Origin of the sequence: Gordonia sp. IEGM753 (genome assembly GCF_050321825.1) — a bacterium.
GTDB lineage: Bacteria > Pseudomonadota > Gammaproteobacteria > Pseudomonadales > Pseudomonadaceae > Aquipseudomonas.
The window spans coordinates 97511-116076 of the sequence record NZ_JBNQGB010000003.1 but is presented as its reverse complement, the minus strand read 5'-3'; the positions used below and the strand labels follow the sequence as shown (position 1 = coordinate 116076).

Genomic DNA, 18566 nt, shown 5'->3' with positions numbered 1-18566 from the left:
AGGCATTGAGCGAAGAAAATACGTACGACTCAACGAGCATTAAAGTGCTGAAAGGCCTGGATGCCGTACGCAAACGTCCCGGTATGTACATTGGTGACACCGACGATGGCAGCGGTCTGCACCACATGGTGTTCGAGGTGGTCGATAACTCGATCGACGAAGCTTTGGCTGGCCATTGCGACGACATCAGTATCATCATCCATCCAGACGAATCGATCACCGTTCGCGACAATGGTCGTGGCATCCCGGTAGACGTGCACAAAGAAGAAGGCGTTTCAGCAGCTGAAGTCATCATGACCGTGCTGCACGCCGGCGGTAAGTTTGACGACAACTCTTACAAAGTATCCGGCGGCCTGCACGGCGTTGGCGTATCGGTTGTGAACGCACTGTCTGAAGAGCTCATTCTGACCGTTCGCCGTAGTGGCAAGATCTGGGAGCAGACCTACATTCACGGTGTTCCGAAAGAGCCGATGAAAATCGTTGGCGAGAGCGAGACGACCGGTACCCAGATTCACTTCAAGCCATCTGATCTTACTTTCAAGAACATCCACTTCAGCTGGGATATTCTGGCCAAGCGGATTCGTGAGCTGTCTTTCCTCAACTCCGGTGTTGGTATCGTCCTCAAGGACGAGCGCAGCGGTAAGGAAGAGCTGTTCAAGTACGAAGGTGGTTTGCGCGCGTTCGTTGAATACCTGAACACCAACAAGACTCCGGTCAACCAAGTGTTCCACTTCAACATCCAGCGTGAAGACGGCATCGGCGTGGAAATCGCCTTGCAGTGGAACGACAGCTTCAACGAGAACCTGTTGTGCTTCACCAACAACATTCCTCAGCGCGATGGCGGTACTCACCTGGTGGGTTTCCGTTCGGCGTTGACGCGTAACCTGAACACTTATATCGAAGCAGAAGGTCTTGCGAAGAAGCACAAAGTCGCGACCACGGGTGACGATGCCCGTGAAGGTCTGACCGCCATTATTTCGGTGAAGGTGCCAGATCCGAAGTTCAGCTCCCAGACTAAAGACAAGCTGGTTTCTTCCGAAGTGAAGACCGCGGTCGAACAGGAAATGGGCAAGTACTTCTCCGACTTCCTGTTGGAGAACCCGAACGAAGCCAAACTGGTCGTCGGTAAGATGATCGATGCGGCACGTGCGCGTGAAGCTGCCCGTAAAGCCCGTGAGATGACCCGTCGTAAAGGCGCTCTGGACATTGCAGGCTTGCCCGGCAAACTGGCTGACTGCCAGGAAAAAGACCCTGCCCTTTCCGAACTGTACCTCGTGGAAGGTGACTCTGCTGGCGGTTCCGCCAAGCAGGGTCGCAACCGTCGTACCCAGGCCATCCTGCCCCTGAAGGGCAAGATCCTGAACGTCGAAAAAGCACGTTTCGACAAGATGATTTCTTCGCAAGAAGTGGGCACCTTGATCACCGCGCTGGGCTGCGGCATTGGTCGTGACGAGTACAACATCGACAAGCTGCGCTATCACAACATCATCATCATGACCGATGCTGACGTCGACGGTTCGCACATTCGTACCCTGCTGCTGACCTTCTTCTTCCGTCAGCTGCCTGAGCTGATCGAGCGCGGTTACATCTACATCGCCCAGCCACCGTTGTACAAGGTCAAGAAAGGCAAGCAAGAGCAATACATCAAAGACGACGACGCCATGGAAGAGTACATGACGCAGTCGGCCCTGGAGGATGCAAGCCTGCACCTGAACGAAGAAGCGCCTGGTATTTCCGGTGAAGCGCTGGAGCGTCTGGTAAATGACTTCCGTCTGGTGATGAAGACCCTCAAGCGTCTGTCGCGCCTGTACCCACAGGAACTGACCGAGCACTTCATCTACTTGCCACCGGTAAGCCTGGAACAACTGTCTGATCACGCAGCGATGCAGGATTGGATGGCCAAGTATGAAGTTCGCCTGCGCACTGTCGAGAAGTCGGGTCTGGTTTACAAAGCCAGCCTACGTGAAGACCGTGAACGTAATGTCTGGCTGCCAGAGGTCGAGTTGATCTCCCACGGCCTGTCGAACTACGTCACCTTCAACCGTGACTTCTTCGGTAGCAACGACTACAAAACCGTGGTCTCGCTGGGCGCTCAGTTGAGCACGCTGCTCGATGACGGCGCGTACATCCAGCGCGGGGAGCGCAAGAAGCCTGTCACCGAGTTCAAGGAAGCACTTGAATGGTTGATGGCTGAAAGCACCAAGCGTCATACCATCCAGCGCTATAAAGGTCTGGGCGAAATGAACCCGGATCAGCTGTGGGAAACCACCATGGACCCAGCGCAACGCCGGATGCTCAGAGTGACCATCGAAGACGCCATTGGCGCGGATCAGATCTTCAACACCCTGATGGGTGATGCGGTCGAGCCACGCCGTGACTTCATCGAAAGCAATGCCTTGGCGGTCTCCAACCTGGACTTCTGATCCAGCAAGTAACGCCAAGCAAAAAGGCCAACTCTCTTGAGTTGGCCTTTTTTTTCGCCGTGAAAAACCAATGAGTTCCGCTTTAATCTGCCGCTGCCGCAACACTTTCCAATCGATAGCCATAGCCATAAATAGTCAGCAACTGCCAACCGCGGTCGGCCGTCAGTCCAAGCTTGTTGCGCAGACGATAGATGTGGGTATCCAGCGGTCGGGAAGAATCCATCTCTTCATGGCTCCAGAATTTGGAGTACAGGTATTCGCGCGACAGTGGGCGCCCCAGATTGCTGAACAGGCATCGCGCAAGTCGATACTCTCGTTCGGTCATCACAATGGGGACGTCCGCACGGGTGACGGTCAGTTCCGCGTCATCGAATACCAGATCATTAAAACTGAGCACCTCAGCCGCTGCTGAGCGCTGCGAGCTGTGCCGGCGCAATACTGCAGCCACACGTGCCTTTAACTCATTGGGTCGAAACGGCTTACTGACGTAATCGTCGGCGCCGGCGTTAAGCGCCTGCACGATGTCACTCTCTGCGTCGCGGCTGGTAAGCATGATGGCCGCGGGCGGCGATTCCATGTGTTCGCGGGTCCAGCGCAATAGCGAGAGGCCGTTGAGGTCTGGTAACTGCCAGTCGAGTATCAGCAGGTCAAAGGTTTCCCGACGCAGTTGCCGCAAGAGGTCTTCTGCACGCTCGAAACTGTGCAATGACCACGCATCCTCGCCGGGTTGAGTCATCTGGTGCAGTGTTTGCTCTACCCGCCGCAATTCGGCCGGTTAGTCGTCCAGTATCGCAACACGCATGTGCAGTGACTCCTTGATCTCTAAAAGGTGTCCCTTGAATCGCAGACGATAGCCGCTTCACCAGCGTAGTCAAAGTAGCGACCCACCACTGGTCGACGTCCGCTATGATTCTTCGGGCAATCTCGCACTAAGACCTTTGATTGATGAACGAAATTCCTCCCCCCGCCAAACCTCCTTCGCCAGCGAGCAGTGAGCGTCGTCGGGAAAGTCGCGAGCCGACGCAGGTTCAGCGCCTTTTCCGGCAACTGGTGCGTGAATGGTTGTGGATAAGTTTGCTGCTGTTGCCCCTCACCGCCCTCCTCTCTTACAACGACCCGACCAGCCGCCTGTACGGTTCGGGTGTTCAGTCGGCACTGCTCTCGGCATTTCTGGTGGCCTGTGTTCTCGGTTTGCTATTGCTGCGCCCACGTTGGGCTTTGTGGCTGACCGTGGGTGGAATGGGTTGCGCGTTGTTGGCAAGTATCGGCTTGGCTCAGTTGCAATGGTGGTGGTCGCCTGGCGCGAGTCTTTTGGGCATGTTGTTCGGTTATTTGATCTGGAACTGGCGACGTCTTAGCGTGGTGCTGACCTATTTCGGTTGGGAACTTGCGCGACTGGACGACGAGCCGAAGGTCTTTCCCGAACGCCGCCACGTGCGCTTTACCGGCGACCGCTTGCAGGGGCAAATCATGGCGCTGGAACAAGCCATGAGCCGTACACGCGACACACGCCGTTTTATCGCGGACGGTCTTGAATACCTGCCGGTCGCAACATTGATCAGCAATCCCAACGGCAGGATTTTGCTGGGCAATCGCAAGGCTCGCGAACTGTTTGGCTGCGACCTGGGCGGGGATGATGTGCTGAGACAATTGGCGAAACTCGGTTATCCAGAACTGCAAGACGTCGCAAGCAGGCCGCTTTTGTCTACGCTGCCATTGCTGGAGTTCCGGGATATCAAGGGGCGCAGCCTGCGTCTTGAGCGAGCGGCGCTGTTGCCTGTGGAGGGAGAAGTCCCCGTCGGCTGGCTACTGAGCCTTACCGACTTGAGTGTGGAGCGTGATGCTGAAGAGCAACGCAGTGTGCTGCTGCGTTTCCTGTCGCATGACCTTCGGGCACCCCACTCAGCCATTCTTGCGTTGCTTGATGTGCATCGGCATCAGGTCGGCGGCGATGTGCAATTGTTTGATCAAATTGAGCTTCAGGTGCGTCGGGCGCTTGAGCTGACGGACGGCTTTGTGCAATTGGCCAAAGCTGAATCAGAAGCCTATCAATTTCAGCCGAGCCTGTTCGCGATGCTGGTGATGGATGTTTTTGACCAGGCGCTGATGATCGCTCAGTTGAAGCGGATCGAATTGATCCACGACGTGGATGATCAGGCGCAGGAAACGCTGATCATGGCAGACCAGGCATTGCTGACGCGGGCATTGTTCAATTTGCTGGAAAACGCCATCAAGTACAGTCCCGCCGATACCATGATTCGGGTTCAGGTCAGCTGCAACGACGGTTGGCTGCAATGCGATTTGTGGGATCAGGGTAAAGGGATTGCCGCTGAAGAATTGCCCGAACTGTTTAGCCAATACCGGCGCTTTTCGTCGGCCCAGGGCATTGACGGAATTGGCTTGGGATTGTCGATGGTCAAGGCTGTGGTCGACCGCCACCACGGGCGAATTGAATGCCAGAGTGTGGTCGGACAGGGTACACGCTTCAGTCTGTATTTCCCTGTGCACCAAGCGTGAACAGCGCCAGATTGCAGGCATGAAAAAACCGGCTATATTCGCCGGTTTTTTTACGTCCGAAAAAACTTATGCACCTTTTTTCGATTTTTATGAGCTTAAGAAATATGTATTTAAATCAGTCATTTAAAAACGAATTTAGCCACTTTTTGAACAAACGGTACACAGGTTATCCACAGAATCTCAGACAGCCACTTGATCACTGGCGGGCGGAGCTTCAGGAGCCGGTGGAAGTGAGCCCATTTCACGCTGCATCTGCTCGTTCCACGCTTGAACACGATCGTTTAGCGCTGCAATAGCACGTGGGCCGCTGCCTTCGGCATACATCGGTTGACCTATGATCACCGTGATAACCCCCTGCTTCTTTGCCCAGCCGGTTTTCGGCCAGAACTTTCCGGCATTGTGCGCAATCGGCAACACGGGGAGCTCGGCATTGACGGCCAACGCTGTGCCACCCCGAGAGAATTTGCCGACAGTACCGTACGGAACGCGAGTGCCTTCAGGAAAGATAAGTACCCAAACACCGTCCTTGAGCAGTTCATCGCCCTTCTTCGCCACGTGCTTGAGTGCCGCTTTCGGGTTGTCACGGTCGATGGCGATAGGCCGCAACATGGCCATGGCCCAACCGAAAAACGGTACGAACAACAGCGACCGCTTGAGCACTTGGCTCAACGGCTGGAAGTAAGCGGAAAGGAAAAAAGTTTCCCAGGTGCTCTGGTGGTTCGACTGAATCACGCAGGGCTGCTCGGGCACATTTTCGGCGCCCTTCACTTCGTAGCTGATGCCAAGGAAAACCTTGCTGAGCCACAAGGCGCAGCGGCACCAGTAAACATTGATGAAGCGATAGCGTGCCTTGAACGGTAGAAAAGGCGCGATAAAAAAGCTCAGGCTGCACCAAAGCAAAGAGCTGGTGCCCAGCAACAGGTAAAAGAGGAAGGTTCTGATGGCCTGCAGTATCGACATGGTGACGTTTACCGTGCGGGCTCTGCCCGTCTTTATAAAGCGCAATCCCGATCAATCCTTGGTCAGGAATCTCGAAAACGCTCTAATTGTGGATAAGTTCTGCGGCAATCGCCGCCAGATCGTCAAAAATCAAGGTGCCTACCGGTAGGGTCAAGCCCTGAGTCTTTTCGCCTTTCCCGGTCTTTACCAAAACGGGCTGAGAATCGACGGCTTTGGCGGCTTCCAGGTCACCGAGACTGTCGCCAACAAACCATAGATTCGTCAGCGGTACGTTGTAATGTGCGGCAATGGATTTCAACATGCCGGGTTTTGGCTTGCGGCACTCGCAGCCTTCGTCTGGCCCGTGCGGGCAGTAAACGATCAGCCCGACTTCACCGCCCTGCTCCGCCACCAGCGAGCGCAAGCGCTCGTGCATGGCGTCCAGGGTGGCGATGTCGTAATAGCCGCGAGCGATGCCAGACTGGTTGGTTGCCACAGCTACCGTCCAGCCGGCCTTGCTCAACTGCGCAATGGCCTCGATCGAGCCGGGGAGCGGTAACCACTCCTCAACCGATTTGATGTAAGCGTCGGAGTCGTAGTTGATCACCCCGTCCCGATCGAGAATCAGCAGTTTCAACAGCAGCTCCTTAGCCCAGCAGCGAGATATCAGCGACACCGAGGAACAGCCCACGCAGGCGCGACAGCAGTGCATAACGGTTGGCGCGCACATTGGCGTCATCCGCGTTGACCATCACGGCTTCGAAGAATGCATCCACGGGTTCACGCAGGGCCGCCAGGCGAGCCAGCGATTCGCTGTACTGGCGCGCAGCGGCCATCGGTTGTACGGCTTGGTCAGCTTGCTGGATTGCCGAGTACAAGGAGAACTCGTTGGCATTGTCGAAGTACTTGGCTTCAACGACGGTCGGCACCGAACCTTCAAATTTGCTGAGCAAGTTCGAAACACGCTTATTGACCGCTGCCAGCGCAGCCGCTTCAGGCAATTTGCGGAACGCTTGAACAGCTTGTACACGCTGATCGAAATCCAGCGCCGAACCCGGCTTCAACGCACGCACCGACAGATAGGTCGCCACATCGACACCTTCGTCTTCGTAACGCGCCCGCAGACGGTCGAAGACAAATTCCAGCACCGACTCATTGAGACCGGCCACTTTGACTTTGGTACCGAACGCGTTCACCGCAAACGCTACGGCGTCGTTCAGGTCGAGGTCGAGCTTCTTGTCGATCAGGATGCGCAGCACACCCAACGCTGCTCGGCGCAGTGCATACGGGTCTTTGCTACCGGTTGGCAGCATGCCGATGCCGAAGATGCCGACCAGGGTGTCGAGTTTGTCAGCGATGGCCACGGCCGCGCCGGTCAATGTGGTTGGTAGCTCAGCGCCGGCACCGCGAGGCATGTATTGCTCGTTCAGCGCCAGGGCGACTTCTTCCGGCTCGCCGTCATTGAGGGCGTAGTAATAACCGGCGACACCTTGCATCTCCGGGAACTCACCGACCATTTCGGTCGCCAGGTCGCACTTGGACAGTAGCCCCGCACGGGATGCCCAGGCTGCGTTGCCGCCAATGCGCTGAGCAATGAATGCGGCCAGTCGGGATACGCGCTCGGCCTTGTCGTAGACGCTGCCGAGTTTTTCCTGGAACACCACGTTTTGCAGGCGCAGGTTGAAATCTTCGAGTTTCTGCTTCTTGTCTTGCTTGAAGAAGAACTCGGCGTCGGTCAGGCGTGGACGAACCACTTTCTCGTTACCGGCGATAATCTGTTGCGGGTCTTTGCTTTCGATGTTGGCCACGGTAATGAAACGAGGCAGCAACTTGCCGTCGGCATCCAGCAGGCAGAAGTATTTCTGGTTGTCCTGCATGGTGGTGATCAATGCTTCTTGCGGCACGTCGAGGAAACGCTCTTCGAACGAGCACACCAGCGGCACCGGCCATTCAACCAGCGCGGTCACTTCATCGAGCAAGGCTGGCGGAACGATGGCCGTGCCTTCCTGCAAGGTCGCGAGTTCTTCGGTGCGCTTGCTGATGATTGCGCGACGCTCGTTGGCATCGGCCAGAACGTAGGCAGCACGCAGGTCGGCCAGGTAGTTGGCCGGTGCGCTGATGCGTACATTTTGCGGGTGATGGAAGCGGTGACCACGCGAATCACGGCCAGCCTTCTGGGCGAGAATCGTGCAATCGATGACCTGGTCACCGAGCAGCATGACCAGCCACTGGGTCGGGCGAACGAATTCTTCCTTGCGAGCACCCCAACGCATGCGTTTCGGGATTGGCAAGTCGTTCAGGGAATCTTCGACGATGGTCGGCAGCAGGCTCGCGGTCGGTTTGCCGGCGATGCTCTGGCTGTAACGCAGTTTCGGGCCGCTCTGATCGATTTCGCTCAGGTCGACACCGCACTTCTTGGCAAAGCCAAGCGCTGCTTGAGTCGGGTTGCCATCGGCGTCAAACGCGGCCTGACGTGGCGGGCCGTCGAGGTTGATGCTGCGATCCGGTTGCTGGGTGGCCAGCGCGGTGATCAGCACGGCCAGACGGCGCGGTGCGGCGTAAACGGTTTTGGCTTCGTAGTTCAGACCGGCCGCTTGCAGGCCTTTGTCGATACCGGCCAGGAACGCATCGGCCAGGGTGTTCAGGGCTTTGGGTGGCAGTTCTTCGGTGCCCAATTCAACCAGGAAATCCAGAGCACTCATTGTGCAGCCTCCAGCTTAGCCAACACTTCATCACGCAGGTCCGGGGTCGCCATCGGGAAGCCCAGCTTGGCGCGAGCCAGCAGGTAGGCTTGCGCAACGGAACGCGCCAGGGTGCGTACACGCAGAATGTATTGCTGACGCGCAGTCACCGAGATTGCCCGGCGCGCATCCAGCAGGTTGAAGGTATGGGAGGCCTTCAACACCATTTCGTAGCTCGGCAACGGCAGCGGCTGGTCGAGTTCGATCAGGCGCTTGGCTTCGCTTTCGTAGAAATCGAACAGCTCGAACAGCTTCTCGACGTTGGCGTGTTCAAAGTTGTAGGTCGACTGCTCGACTTCGTTCTGGTGGAACACGTCGCCGTAGGTGACTTTGCCCATTGGGCCGTCAGCCCACACCAGGTCGTAGACCGAATCCACGCCTTGCAGGTACATGGCCAGGCGCTCGAGACCATAGGTGATCTCGCCGGTCACCGGGTAGCACTCGATGCCGCCCGCTTGCTGGAAGTAAGTGAACTGGGTCACTTCCATGCCGTTCAGCCAGACTTCCCAGCCCAGGCCCCAAGCGCCCAGGGTTGGCGATTCCCAGTTGTCTTCAACAAAGCGAATGTCGTGGACCAACGGGTCCAGGCCGACGTGCTTGAGGGAGCCCAGGTACAGTTCCTGGAAGTTGTCCGGGTTCGGCTTCAGCACTACCTGGAACTGATAGTAGTGCTGCAGACGGTTCGGGTTTTCGCCGTAGCGGCCGTCAGTCGGGCGACGACTGGGCTGCACATAAGCGGCGTTCCACGTTTCCGGGCCGATGGCCCGCAAGAACGTGGCTGTGTGGAAAGTGCCGGCGCCTACTTCCATATCGTAGGGCTGAAGTACCACGCAACCTTGCTCGGCCCAGTATTGCTGGAGGGCGAGGATCAAGTCTTGGAAGGTACGCACGGCTGGCGTAGGCTGGCTCACGAAATTCACCTGTTTCTTGGGCTGCGATTTAAAGAGCGGGAGTATACCCGATTCGTTGCTGCGCACGCCCCCTGGAGCCTTATGCCACGCTGCTTTTGGTGTTCCGAAGATCCGCTGTACATGGCTTATCACGATCACGAGTGGGGCACGCCGCTACGCGATGCGCAGGGTTTGTTCGAGTTGCTTTTGCTCGAAGGGTTCCAGGCCGGCCTTTCCTGGATCACCGTGCTGCGTAAACGTGAGCGTTATCGCGAGGTGCTGTTCGGCTTCGACGTGCAGCGCGTGGCGCAGATGAGCGATGCCGAAATCGATGAATTGATGCTCGATCCCGGCATCATCCGCAACCGCTTGAAACTCAACGCGGCCCGGCGCAATGCCCAAGCCTGGCTGGCGCTGGAGGACCCGGTGACGTTTCTCTGGTCGTTCGTCGGCAACACACCGGTGATCAATCATTTCAAGGACCGTAGCCAGGTTCCGGCCATCACCCCGGTCGCGGTAGAGATGAGCAAAGGCCTGAAAAAGGCTGGTTTCACGTTCGTCGGCCCGACCATTTGTTATGCGTTGATGCAGGCGTCGGGGATGGTCATGGACCACACCCAGGACTGTGATCGTTACGCGACTTTGGCGAACGGTGGTTAGAATGGTCGACTCGCGCACAGCACAAAATCAGGAGTGACCTGTGGATAAGTTTAAAGGCGCCTTGCTGGTAGGCGCTCTGCGGCTGTTTGCCCTGCTTCCGTGGCGGGCAGTGCAGGCGGTGGGGTCGGCGATTGGCTGGCTCATGTGGAAAACCCCCAACCGTTCCCGCGATGTGGTGCGGATCAACCTGTCGAAGTGCTTCCCCGACATGGACCCCGCCGAACGCGAGCGTCTGGTTGGCCAAAGCCTCAAGGACATCGGCAAGTCACTGACCGAAAGCGCCTGCGCGTGGATCTGGCCGGCTCAACGTTCCATCGATCTGGTACGTGAAGTCGAAGGCCTCGACGTGTTGAAGCAAGCCCTCGCGTCCGGCAAAGGTGTGGTCGGCATCACCAGCCATCTGGGCAACTGGGAAGTGCTGAACCACTTCTACTGCAGCCAATGCAAACCGATCATTTTCTATCGCCCGCCCAAGCTCAAGGCCGTCGACGATTTGCTGCGCAAGCAACGCGTGCAATTGGGCAACCGCGTCGCGGCGTCGACCAAGGAAGGCATACTGAGTGTGATCAAGGAAGTGCGCAAAGGTGGTGCAGTGGGCATTCCCGCTGACCCGGAACCGGCCGAATCTGCCGGTATCTTCGTGCCGTTCTTTGCGACCCAGGCTCTTACCAGCAAATTTGTGCCCAACATGCTCGCTGGCGGTAAAGCGGTCGGTGTGTTCCTGCATGCCCTGCGATTGCCGGACGGTTCAGGCTACAAGGTCATCCTGGAAGCTGCGCCGGACGCCATGTACAGCACTGACACCGAAACATCCTGTGCCGCCATGAGCAAAGTCGTCGAGCGCTATGTGGCGGCTTATCCGAGCCAATACATGTGGAGCATGAAGCGATTCAAGAAGCGTCCGCCGGGCGAAGAGCGCTGGTATTAGGCTGTTGGCATGATCTGTGGATAACTTTTCGATCAAGGTTATCCACAGTTGACACGTACAGGGCGCAGAAGATGTCCGAACATCGTAAATCGTTTCGAATCAAGATCAGCCATCACAGCTTCGGTGAATGCTTGGGCCAAACCCGCAACCTCTCGACCACCGGGGTTTACGTCAAGCACCCGATGTTGTCCGCATTACTCCCGGGCGCGATGGTGTACGGCCAGGTCCAGGACTTGCCCACCAGCGCACCGCGGGTGTTGATGGAAGTGATATTGGTGGATGCCGATGGAATCGGTTTGCGCTATCTGTGATCAGAGCGCCTGGCGTTCGAGCTTCTTCAAAAACACCGTCATTTCCTTCTCTGCCTGCTTGTCGCCATGCGCTCGCGCGGCCTCAAGCCCTTGCTCCCAAGCCTGACGTGCAGCGGGATAGTCCGCGAGTGCCACGTGCGCTTTGCCTAACAGCTTCCACGCCGCCGAATACTTCGGGTCGAACGCAACGCAGCGCTGAAAATGCTTGGCGGCCTTGGCGTTATCCCCAAGATCCAGGTAGCCCTTGCCCAAGCCAAACCGGAGCAAAGCGTTATCCACACCCTTGGCGAGCATTTTTTCCAGGGATTCGATCATGGTCGTTCCTATTGAGGTGTGTCAGAAGGAATATTCTCTGCGACGCCGCTATCGCGAGCAGGCTCGCTCCTACAGTAGATCTTCAGTGAACAGTAGTTGGGTGTGCGGCGCAGAACCCTGTGGGAGCGAGCCTGCTCGCGATGAGGCAACTTGAGACACCAGAATATCTGGATCAGAAGAAGCTCAGCCCCACGTGAAACAGCTTCTCAACATCCCGAATGTGCTTTTTATCCACAAGGAACAGAATCACATGGTCGCCCGCTTCGATCACCGTGTCGTCGTGAGCAATGATCACTTCTTCATCACGAATGATCGCGCCAATCGTAGTGCCCGGGGGCAAGCCAATGTTCTCGATGGCCTTGCCAATGACCTTGCTCGATTTCGCGTCGCCGTGGGCAATCGCCTCAATCGCTTCGGCCGCGCCACGGCGTAGCGAATGCACACTCACGATGTCGCCGCGCCGCACATGCGCCAGCAAGGTGCCGATGGTGGCCAATTGTGGGCTGATGGCGATGTCGATGTCGCCGCCCTGAATCAAATCAACGTAGGCCGGGTTGTTGATGATCGTCATCACCTTCTTCGCGCCCAAACGCTTGGCCAGCAATGAAGACATGATGTTGGCTTCATCGTCGTTGGTCAGTGCCAAGAACAGGTCAGCATCAGCGATGTTTTCTTCGAGCAACAGATCGCGGTCCGATGCACTGCCCTGCAACACAACGGTGCTGTCCAGCGTGTCTGACAGATGCCGGCAGCGTGCCGGGTTCATCTCGATTATTTTGACCTGGTAACGGCTCTCGATAGCCTCGGCCAAGCGTTCGCCTATTTGCCCGCCGCCGGCAATCACGATGCGCTTGTAGGTTTCATCGAGGCGGCGCATTTCGCTCATCACCGCACGAATATTCGCTTTGGCGGCGATGAAAAACACTTCGTCATCGGCTTCGATCACCGTATCGCCTTGCGGCAAAATCGGCCGGTCACGTCGGAAAATCGCCGCCACCCGGGTTTCGACATTGGGCATGTGTTCGCGCAACTGACGCAGTTGCTGGCCCACCAAAGGGCCGCCGTAATAGGCCTTCACCGCCACCAGTTGCGCCTTGCCTTCAGCGAAGTCGATGACCTGCAACGCGCCGGGATGCTGGATCAAGCGCTTGATGTAATTGGTCACCACTTGTTCCGGGCTGATCAGCACGTCCACCGGAATCGCTTCGTTATCGAACAGTTCGGCGCGGGTCAGGTAGGCCGCTTCGCGCACGCGGGCAATTTTGGTCGGCGTGTGGAACAGGGTGTGAGCGACCTGGCAGGCAACCATGTTGGTTTCGTCGCTATTGGTGACAGCCACCAGCATGTCGGCATCGTCCGCGCCAGCCTGGCGCAGCACTGTCGGCAAGGAGCCGCGGCCCTGAACCGTGCGGATATCGAGCCGGTCACCGAGGTCACGCAAACGCTCGCTATCAGTATCGACCACGGTAATGTCGTTGGCTTCGCTGGCCAGGTGTTCCGCCAGCGAACCGCCAACCTGCCCCGCACCGAGGATGATGATTTTCATCCAGTCACTCCATTGAATCCATTTAACCGCGCGCGGCGGCGATCTTGATCAGCTTGGCGTAGTAGAAACCATCGTGGCCGCCTTCCTGTGCCAGCAATTGGCGACCATGCGGTTGCTTGATGCCTGCTGCAGTGGCGAGGTCCAGCTCACGAGCACCCGGGGTGCGAGCCAAAAACGCTTCGATGACTTCGGTGTTCTCGGTCGGCAATGTGGAGCAGGTGGCGTATAGCAAAATCCCGCCGACTTCCAGGGTTATCCACAGGGCGTCGAGCAGTTCGCCTTGCAGCACCGCCAGTGCGGCGATGTCGTCGGGTTGGCGGGTCAACTTGATGTCGGGGTGACGACGGATCACGCCAGTCGCCGAGCATGGCGCATCGAGCAAAATGCGTTGGAACGGTTTGCCATCCCACCACGTGGCGGTATCGCGACCGTCCGCAGCTATCAGCTCGGCGCTGAGGCCTAGGCGCGCAAGGTTTTCCCGCACCCGCACCAGACGTTTGGCTTCGAGGTCCACGGCCACCACGCCGGCGAGTGCCGGTTCGGCTTCAAGGATGTGGCAGGTCTTGCCACCGGGTGCGCAGCAGGCGTCGAGCACCCGTTGGCCGGGTGCCAGGTCCAGCAAATCGGCGGCCAGTTGCGCCGCTTCGTCCTGCACGCTGATCCAGCCCTCAACGAAGCCCGGCAGGCTGCGCACGTCTGCAGCGGTGTCGAGAATGATGCCGTCCGGACTGTAAACGCACGGTGTGGCGGCGATCCCGGCACCGGTCAGCAAACCGAGGTAAGCGTCTCGGGTGTGATGACGACGGTTGACCCGCAGGATCATCGGCGGGTGTGCATTGTTCGCCGCGCAAATGGCTTCCCACTGTTGTGGCCAGAATGCCTTCAGCGATTTTTGCAGCCAGCGTGGGTGAGCGGTGCGCACGACAGGGTCGTGTTCCAACTCTGCCAGCAGCGCTTCACTCTCACGTTGGGCGCGACGCAGGACAGCGTTGAGCAAGGCTTTGGCCCATGGCTTTTTCAACTTGTCGGCGCAGCCCACGGTTTCACCGATGGCGGCGTGGGCCGGAACGCGGGTGTAGAGCAGTTGGTACAGGCCCACCAGCAGCAACGCCTCGACATCCGCATCGGCCGCTTTGAACGGTTTTTGCAGCAACTTGGCCGCCAGCGCCGACAACCGCGGCTGCCAGCGAGCGGTGCCGAACGCCAGGTCTTGAGTGAAGCCGCGATCACGGTCCTCAACCTTGTCCATTTGCGTCGGCAGCGAACTGTTGAGCGAGGCTTTTCCGCTAAGAACAGCAGCAAGTGCCTTGGCGGCGGCCAGACGCGGGTTCATTGCGCATCTGCCGTTTGGCCAAGCACCGTTCCGACCGCGAATTTTTCACGACGGCTGTTGAACACATCGCTGAAGTTCAGCGGTTTACCCCCGGGCAGTTGCAGGCGGGTCAGGCTTAAGGCTTGCTCACCGCAGGCGACGATCAGGCCGTCCTTGCTGGCGCTGAGGATTTCACCGGGCGCGCCCTGCCCTTCGGCGAGTTTCGCTGCCAGCACTTTCAGCGCTTCGCCGTTCAGCGTGCTGTGGCAGATCGGCCATGGATTAAAGGCGCGCACCAGGCGCTCCAGCTCCACGGCCGGACGGCTCCAGTCGATGCGCGCTTCGTCTTTGTTCAATTTATGAGCATAAGTGGCGAGGCTGTCGTCCTGCACTTCGCCCTCCAGCGTTCCGGCCGCGAGCCCGGCAATGGCTTGAATCACCGCCGGTGGCCCCAGTTCCGCCAAACGATCGTGAAGACTGCCGCCGGTGTCGTCACCCGTAATCGGGGTGCTGACCTTGAGCAGCATCGGACCCGTGTCCAGGCCCAGCTCCATGCGCATGACGGTCACACCGCTTTCGCTGTCGCCTGCTTCTACCGCGCGCTGGATCGGCGCGGCGCCCCGCCAGCGTGGCAGCAAGGAGGCGTGGCTGTTGATGCAACCCAAGCGCGGGATATCCAGCACCACTTGCGGCAGGATCAGGCCATAAGCGACCACCACCAGCAAATCGGGCTTCAGCGCGGCCATTTCAGCCTGGGCATCTGCATTGCGCAGTGTGGGTGGCTGTAACACCGGGAGGCTGTTTTCCAGCGCCAACTGCTTGACCGGACTTGGCATCAGCTTTTGCCCACGACCCGCCGGACGGTCCGGCTGGGTGTAGACCGCAACAATCTCGTAAGGGCTGTCGAGCAGGGCCTTGAGGTGTTCAGCGGCAAATTCCGGGGTGCCGGCAAAGACGATGCGCAGTGGCTCAGTCATGGAAACTCTCTATTACAAAGCAGTCGCAAAAGAAAAAGGCTTGCCGCAGCAAGCCTTTGAAAGGAGGGCATCAAGCGTTCTGGCGATGGAGCTTTTCCAGTTTCTTCTTGATTCGATCGCGTTTGAGGTTGGACAGGTAGTCGACGAACAATTTGCCGTTGAGGTGGTCGCATTCGTGCTGGATGCACACGGCGAGCAGGCCTTCGGCGATCAGTTCATAAGGCTTGCCGTCGCGGTCCAGGGCTTTTACCTTGACCTTCTGTGGGCGATCAACGTTTTCGTAGAAGCCTGGCACAGACAGGCAGCCTTCCTGGTATTGCTCCATCTCGTCGGTCAGCGATTCGAACTCGGGGTTGATGAACACCCGGGGTTCGGTGCGATCTTCGGAAAGGTCCATCACCACGATACGCTTGTGCACGTTGACCTGGGTCGCAGCGAGGCCGATGCCTGGCGCTTCATACATTGTTTCAAACATGTCATCGACCAACTGGCGCACTTCGTCGTCCACTACGGCCACAGGTTTGGCAATAGTGCGCAGGCGCGTGTCGGGAAATTCGAGGATGTCTAAAATGGCCATAAGCTTATTTGCTGCACGTGTGAGGTAAAGTCGGGTCGATGGCCTGGCGGGTCCGAAGATGCAGGCTACCGTTGTGAAGCGTAGCTCCCTTCTTTACAAGAAGTGCCGGGAGCGAGCCACGAAGGCTCAAGCGTTTCACGCGAACGCACATAATAAAGGGATTCACCGCATGAGGAAATCACTACTCGCCCTGCTCCTTCTGGCCTCGGCCGGTTTCGCGCATGGGCAAGTGCAACTCAGGGAAGGTTTTCCACAGCAATACACAGTGGTAGCGGGGGACACACTCTGGGACATTTCCGGAAAATTCCTGCGCGAGCCATGGAAGTGGCCAGAGCTATGGCAAGCCAATCCGCAGATTGAAAACCCCAATCTCATCTATCCCGGCGACGTGTTGTCGCTGGTCTACGTCAACGGCCAGCCACGGCTGACGCTCAATCGAGGCGCTTCACGCGGCACTATCAAACTGTCGCCGCGCATCCGCAGTTCACCGGTGGCCGATGCAATCGCGAGTATCCCGCTGCAATCGATCAACAGCTTTTTGCTGAGTAACCGCATCGTCGACAAGGCCGAGGACTTCGACAAGGCGCCCTACATCGTCGCCGGGGATGCCGAGCGCGTGCTCAGTGGCACCGGTGATCGCATCTTTGCCCGTGGCCATTTCGATCCGAATCAGCCGGTGTACGGGATCTTCCGCCAGGGCAAGGTTTACACCGATCCACAGACCAAGGAGTTTTTGGGGATCAACGCCGATGACATCGGCGGGGGCGAAATCGTCGCTACCGAAGGCGATGTCGCGACGCTGGCGCTGCAACGAACCACTCAGGAAGTACGCCTGGGCGACCGCTTGTTCAGCGGTGAAGAACGCTCGATCAATTCGACCTTCATGCCCAGCGCGCCGAACACCAGCATCCATGGGCTAATCATTGATGTCCCACGCGGTGTCACCCAGATCGGCGCATTGGATGTGGTGACGCTGAACAAGGGGCAGCGCGATGGGCTTGCCGAGGGCAATGTACTGGTGGTGATGAAAACCGGCGAAACCGTGCGTGATCGCATCACCGGCCAACCGTTGAAAATTCCTGATGAACGAGCCGGGTTACTCATGGTTTTCCGCACTTACGACAAACTCAGCTACGGGTTGGTGCTGAATGCATCGCGGTCGTTGGCCGTGATGGACAAGGTGCAAAATCCTTAGCTAGCTCTACAAGTTACCAACAGAGTTATCCACAGCTTATTCCCGTTTGTACGGGGCTCATAACGATCAAGGATGATCCATGTCGCTGTCTGCTGCTACACCGGTTTCGCCTGCGGAACTGGAAGCTCGTTTACGTCTGCATCGTTTACCTGAATTGGGTCCGATGCGTTTCAAAAAGTTGCTTGAAGCCTTCGGTTCGGCGTCCAAAGCACTCAGCGCGCCAGCGAGTGCCTGGCGCTCGTTGGGTATGCCATTTGCCTGCGCGGAGGCCAGGCGCTCCACCGATATACGTGACGGCGCGAGCCATGCATTGGCCTGGCTAGAGCGTCCGGGCCAGCATTTACTGATGTGGGACCAGCCAGACTACCCGGCATTGCTAGCGGAAATCAGCGATGCGCCGCCGCTGTTATTTGTTGCGGGTGATCCGGGCATCCTGGAAAAACCGCAGTTGGCGATGGTCGGCAGCCGTCGAGCATCACGGCCGGGCATGGACACCGCTGCTGCGTTCTCGCGTAGTTTGGCCGGCGCCGGTTTTGTCATTACCAGCGGCTTGGCGTTGGGTATCGATGCCGCCGCACATCAGGCTGCTCTGGATGTGGGCGGGCAAACTGTCGGCGTGCTGGGCACCGGGCTTGAAAATTTTTATCCACAGCGCAATCGCAGCCTCGCGGAGGCCATGATCGCCTCGGGCAGCGCCGTGGTTTCCGAGTTCCCGCTGGACGCCGCGCCTTGCGCTGCTAACTTCCCTCGACGCAATAGAATCATCAGCGGTTTGTCCGTCGGTGTGCTGGTGGTCGAGGCCAGTATGGCCAGCGGTTCGCTGATTACCGCGCGACTGGCGGCTGAACAGGGCCGTGAGGTGTATGCGATTCCGGGTTCGATTCATCATCCTGGCGCCAAGGGCTGCCATCGATTGATCCGCGATGGTGCTGTGTTGGTGGAAACCATCGAGCACATCCTGGAAGCCTTGCGCGGCTGGCAACGGTTGGCGGTATCCGCCGAAGCGCCGTCAATCAGGGTGAGCCATCCATTGCTGAAACTGTTGCACGCAGCGCCTCAAACCAGTGAATCGCTGGTCGGTGCCAGTGGTTGGACCTTGTCTAAAGTGCTGGCGTCGCTCACGGAACTTGAAATGGATGGCCGGGCAGTCTGCGAAAACGGGCGCTGGTTTGCACGGGTGAGCTAGGTTTTACGGGGAACATCGGTAAACTGCGCAGAGCCTTTTTCCGGAGAAT

At 58.0% G+C, this 18566-nt stretch carries 17 protein-coding genes; 7 read left to right on the top strand and 10 right to left on the bottom strand.

Features of this window, described 5'->3' with window-relative positions; all coding sequences use genetic code 11:
* Positions 1 to 5: 5 nt before the first annotated feature.
* Positions 6 to 2423, top strand: a complete 2418-nt coding sequence (gyrB, locus tag ACQR3R_RS17475) for a DNA topoisomerase (ATP-hydrolyzing) subunit B (RefSeq protein WP_428273664.1) — start codon at positions 6 to 8, stop codon at positions 2421 to 2423.
* Between the two features lie 82 nt (positions 2424 to 2505).
* Here the strand turns inward: gyrB and ACQR3R_RS17470 are convergent, their stop codons facing one another.
* Positions 2506 to 3189: a response regulator gene (locus tag ACQR3R_RS17470; RefSeq protein WP_428273662.1), complete on the bottom strand. Its 684-nt coding sequence runs from the start codon at positions 3187 to 3189 to the stop codon at positions 2506 to 2508.
* A gap of 179 nt (positions 3190 to 3368) precedes the next feature.
* Here ACQR3R_RS17470 and ACQR3R_RS17465 point away from each other — a divergent pair, with 179 nt between their 5' ends.
* Entirely contained in the window at positions 3369 to 4940 is a 1572-nt protein-coding gene (locus ACQR3R_RS17465) for an ATP-binding protein (RefSeq protein WP_428273660.1), read from the top strand.
* A 180-nt stretch (positions 4941 to 5120) separates the two neighbouring features.
* Here ACQR3R_RS17465 and ACQR3R_RS17460 read toward each other — a convergent pair whose 3' ends face one another.
* The 4 genes from ACQR3R_RS17460 to glyQ all read right to left on the bottom strand — a co-directional run bounded on the left by ACQR3R_RS17460 (position 5121) and on the right by glyQ (position 9531).
* Positions 5121 to 5900: a 1-acyl-sn-glycerol-3-phosphate acyltransferase gene (locus ACQR3R_RS17460; RefSeq protein WP_428273658.1), complete on the bottom strand. Its 780-nt coding sequence runs from the start codon at positions 5898 to 5900 to the stop codon at positions 5121 to 5123.
* Between the two features lie 82 nt (positions 5901 to 5982).
* Entirely contained in the window at positions 5983 to 6516 is a 534-nt protein-coding gene (gmhB, locus tag ACQR3R_RS17455) for a D-glycero-beta-D-manno-heptose 1,7-bisphosphate 7-phosphatase (protein ID WP_428273656.1), read from the bottom strand.
* Positions 6517 to 6526: 10 nt separating this feature from the next.
* Positions 6527 to 8581 (bottom strand): glycine--tRNA ligase subunit beta, encoded by a 2055-nt coding sequence (glyS, locus tag ACQR3R_RS17450; protein ID WP_428273654.1) that lies wholly within the window; start codon positions 8579 to 8581, stop codon positions 6527 to 6529.
* Positions 8578 to 9531, bottom strand: coding sequence for a glycine--tRNA ligase subunit alpha (glyQ, locus tag ACQR3R_RS17445; protein WP_008155694.1), 954 nt, complete (start codon positions 9529 to 9531; stop codon positions 8578 to 8580). Before glyQ ends, glyS begins: the two co-directional genes overlap by 4 nt.
* A gap of 81 nt (positions 9532 to 9612) precedes the next feature.
* Here glyQ and tag point away from each other — a divergent pair, with 81 nt between their 5' ends.
* The 3 genes from tag to ACQR3R_RS17430 all read left to right on the top strand — a co-directional run bounded on the left by tag (position 9613) and on the right by ACQR3R_RS17430 (position 11409).
* Positions 9613 to 10170, top strand: a complete 558-nt coding sequence (tag, locus tag ACQR3R_RS17440) for a DNA-3-methyladenine glycosylase I (protein ID WP_428273651.1) — start codon at positions 9613 to 9615, stop codon at positions 10168 to 10170.
* Between the two features lie 40 nt (positions 10171 to 10210).
* Positions 10211 to 11098, top strand: coding sequence for a lysophospholipid acyltransferase (locus ACQR3R_RS17435; protein WP_428273649.1), 888 nt, complete (start codon positions 10211 to 10213; stop codon positions 11096 to 11098).
* A 71-nt stretch (positions 11099 to 11169) separates the two neighbouring features.
* Entirely contained in the window at positions 11170 to 11409 is a 240-nt protein-coding gene (locus ACQR3R_RS17430) for a hypothetical protein (RefSeq protein ID WP_428273647.1), read from the top strand.
* On the opposite strand, the gene ACQR3R_RS17425 is transcribed toward ACQR3R_RS17430, so the two are convergent.
* The 5 genes from ACQR3R_RS17425 to def all read right to left on the bottom strand — a co-directional run bounded on the left by ACQR3R_RS17425 (position 11410) and on the right by def (position 16136).
* A complete protein-coding gene (locus ACQR3R_RS17425; RefSeq protein WP_428273645.1) occupies positions 11410 to 11724 on the bottom strand; it encodes a tetratricopeptide repeat protein in 315 nt (104 codons plus the stop codon). It lies immediately after the preceding gene.
* A 172-nt stretch (positions 11725 to 11896) separates the two neighbouring features.
* A complete protein-coding gene (trkA, locus tag ACQR3R_RS17420) occupies positions 11897 to 13270 on the bottom strand; it encodes a Trk system potassium transporter TrkA (RefSeq protein ID WP_428273643.1) in 1374 nt (457 codons plus the stop codon).
* A 22-nt stretch (positions 13271 to 13292) separates the two neighbouring features.
* Positions 13293 to 14603 (bottom strand): 16S rRNA (cytosine(967)-C(5))-methyltransferase RsmB, encoded by a 1311-nt coding sequence (rsmB, locus tag ACQR3R_RS17415; RefSeq protein ID WP_428273641.1) that lies wholly within the window; start codon positions 14601 to 14603, stop codon positions 13293 to 13295.
* A complete protein-coding gene (gene fmt, locus ACQR3R_RS17410) occupies positions 14600 to 15559 on the bottom strand; it encodes a methionyl-tRNA formyltransferase (protein WP_428273639.1) in 960 nt (319 codons plus the stop codon). The genes rsmB and fmt overlap by 4 nt, the downstream gene beginning before the upstream one ends.
* Before the next feature lie 70 nt (positions 15560 to 15629).
* Positions 15630 to 16136, bottom strand: coding sequence for a peptide deformylase (def, locus tag ACQR3R_RS17405; protein WP_428273637.1), 507 nt, complete (start codon positions 16134 to 16136; stop codon positions 15630 to 15632).
* Positions 16137 to 16305: 169 nt separating this feature from the next.
* Between def and ACQR3R_RS17400 the strand changes: the two genes are divergently transcribed.
* On the top strand, positions 16306 to 17331 hold the full coding sequence (locus tag ACQR3R_RS17400) for a LysM peptidoglycan-binding domain-containing protein (protein ID WP_428273635.1): 1026 nt from the start codon (positions 16306 to 16308) through the stop codon (positions 17329 to 17331).
* A gap of 79 nt (positions 17332 to 17410) precedes the next feature.
* Positions 17411 to 18517 (top strand): DNA-processing protein DprA, encoded by a 1107-nt coding sequence (gene dprA, locus ACQR3R_RS17395; RefSeq protein ID WP_428273633.1) that lies wholly within the window; start codon positions 17411 to 17413, stop codon positions 18515 to 18517.
* The last annotated feature ends 49 nt before the right edge of the window (positions 18518 to 18566 follow it).

Excerpts from the sequence above, each read along its gene's own strand:
- ACQR3R_RS17465 (WP_428273660.1), top strand. The coding sequence starts at position 3,369 with ATGAACGAAATTCCTCCCCCCGCCAAACCTCCTTCGCCAGCGAGCAGT.
- ACQR3R_RS17460 (WP_428273658.1), bottom strand. The coding sequence starts at position 5,900 with ATGTCGATACTGCAGGCCATCAGAACCTTCCTCTTTTACCTGTTGCTG.
- glyS (WP_428273654.1), bottom strand. The coding sequence starts at position 8,581 with ATGAGTGCTCTGGATTTCCTGGTTGAATTGGGCACCGAAGAACTGCCA.
- tag (WP_428273651.1), top strand. The coding sequence starts at position 9,613 with ATGCCACGCTGCTTTTGGTGTTCCGAAGATCCGCTGTACATGGCTTAT.
- ACQR3R_RS17430 (WP_428273647.1), top strand. The coding sequence starts at position 11,170 with ATGTCCGAACATCGTAAATCGTTTCGAATCAAGATCAGCCATCACAGC.
- ACQR3R_RS17425 (WP_428273645.1), bottom strand. The coding sequence starts at position 11,724 with ATGATCGAATCCCTGGAAAAAATGCTCGCCAAGGGTGTGGATAACGCT.
- trkA (WP_428273643.1), bottom strand. The coding sequence starts at position 13,270 with ATGAAAATCATCATCCTCGGTGCGGGGCAGGTTGGCGGTTCGCTGGCG.
- rsmB (WP_428273641.1), bottom strand. The coding sequence starts at position 14,603 with ATGAACCCGCGTCTGGCCGCCGCCAAGGCACTTGCTGCTGTTCTTAGC.
- fmt (WP_428273639.1), bottom strand. The coding sequence starts at position 15,559 with ATGACTGAGCCACTGCGCATCGTCTTTGCCGGCACCCCGGAATTTGCC.
- def (WP_428273637.1), bottom strand. The coding sequence starts at position 16,136 with ATGGCCATTTTAGACATCCTCGAATTTCCCGACACGCGCCTGCGCACT.
- ACQR3R_RS17400 (WP_428273635.1), top strand. The coding sequence starts at position 16,306 with ATGAGGAAATCACTACTCGCCCTGCTCCTTCTGGCCTCGGCCGGTTTC.
- dprA (WP_428273633.1), top strand. The coding sequence starts at position 17,411 with ATGTCGCTGTCTGCTGCTACACCGGTTTCGCCTGCGGAACTGGAAGCT.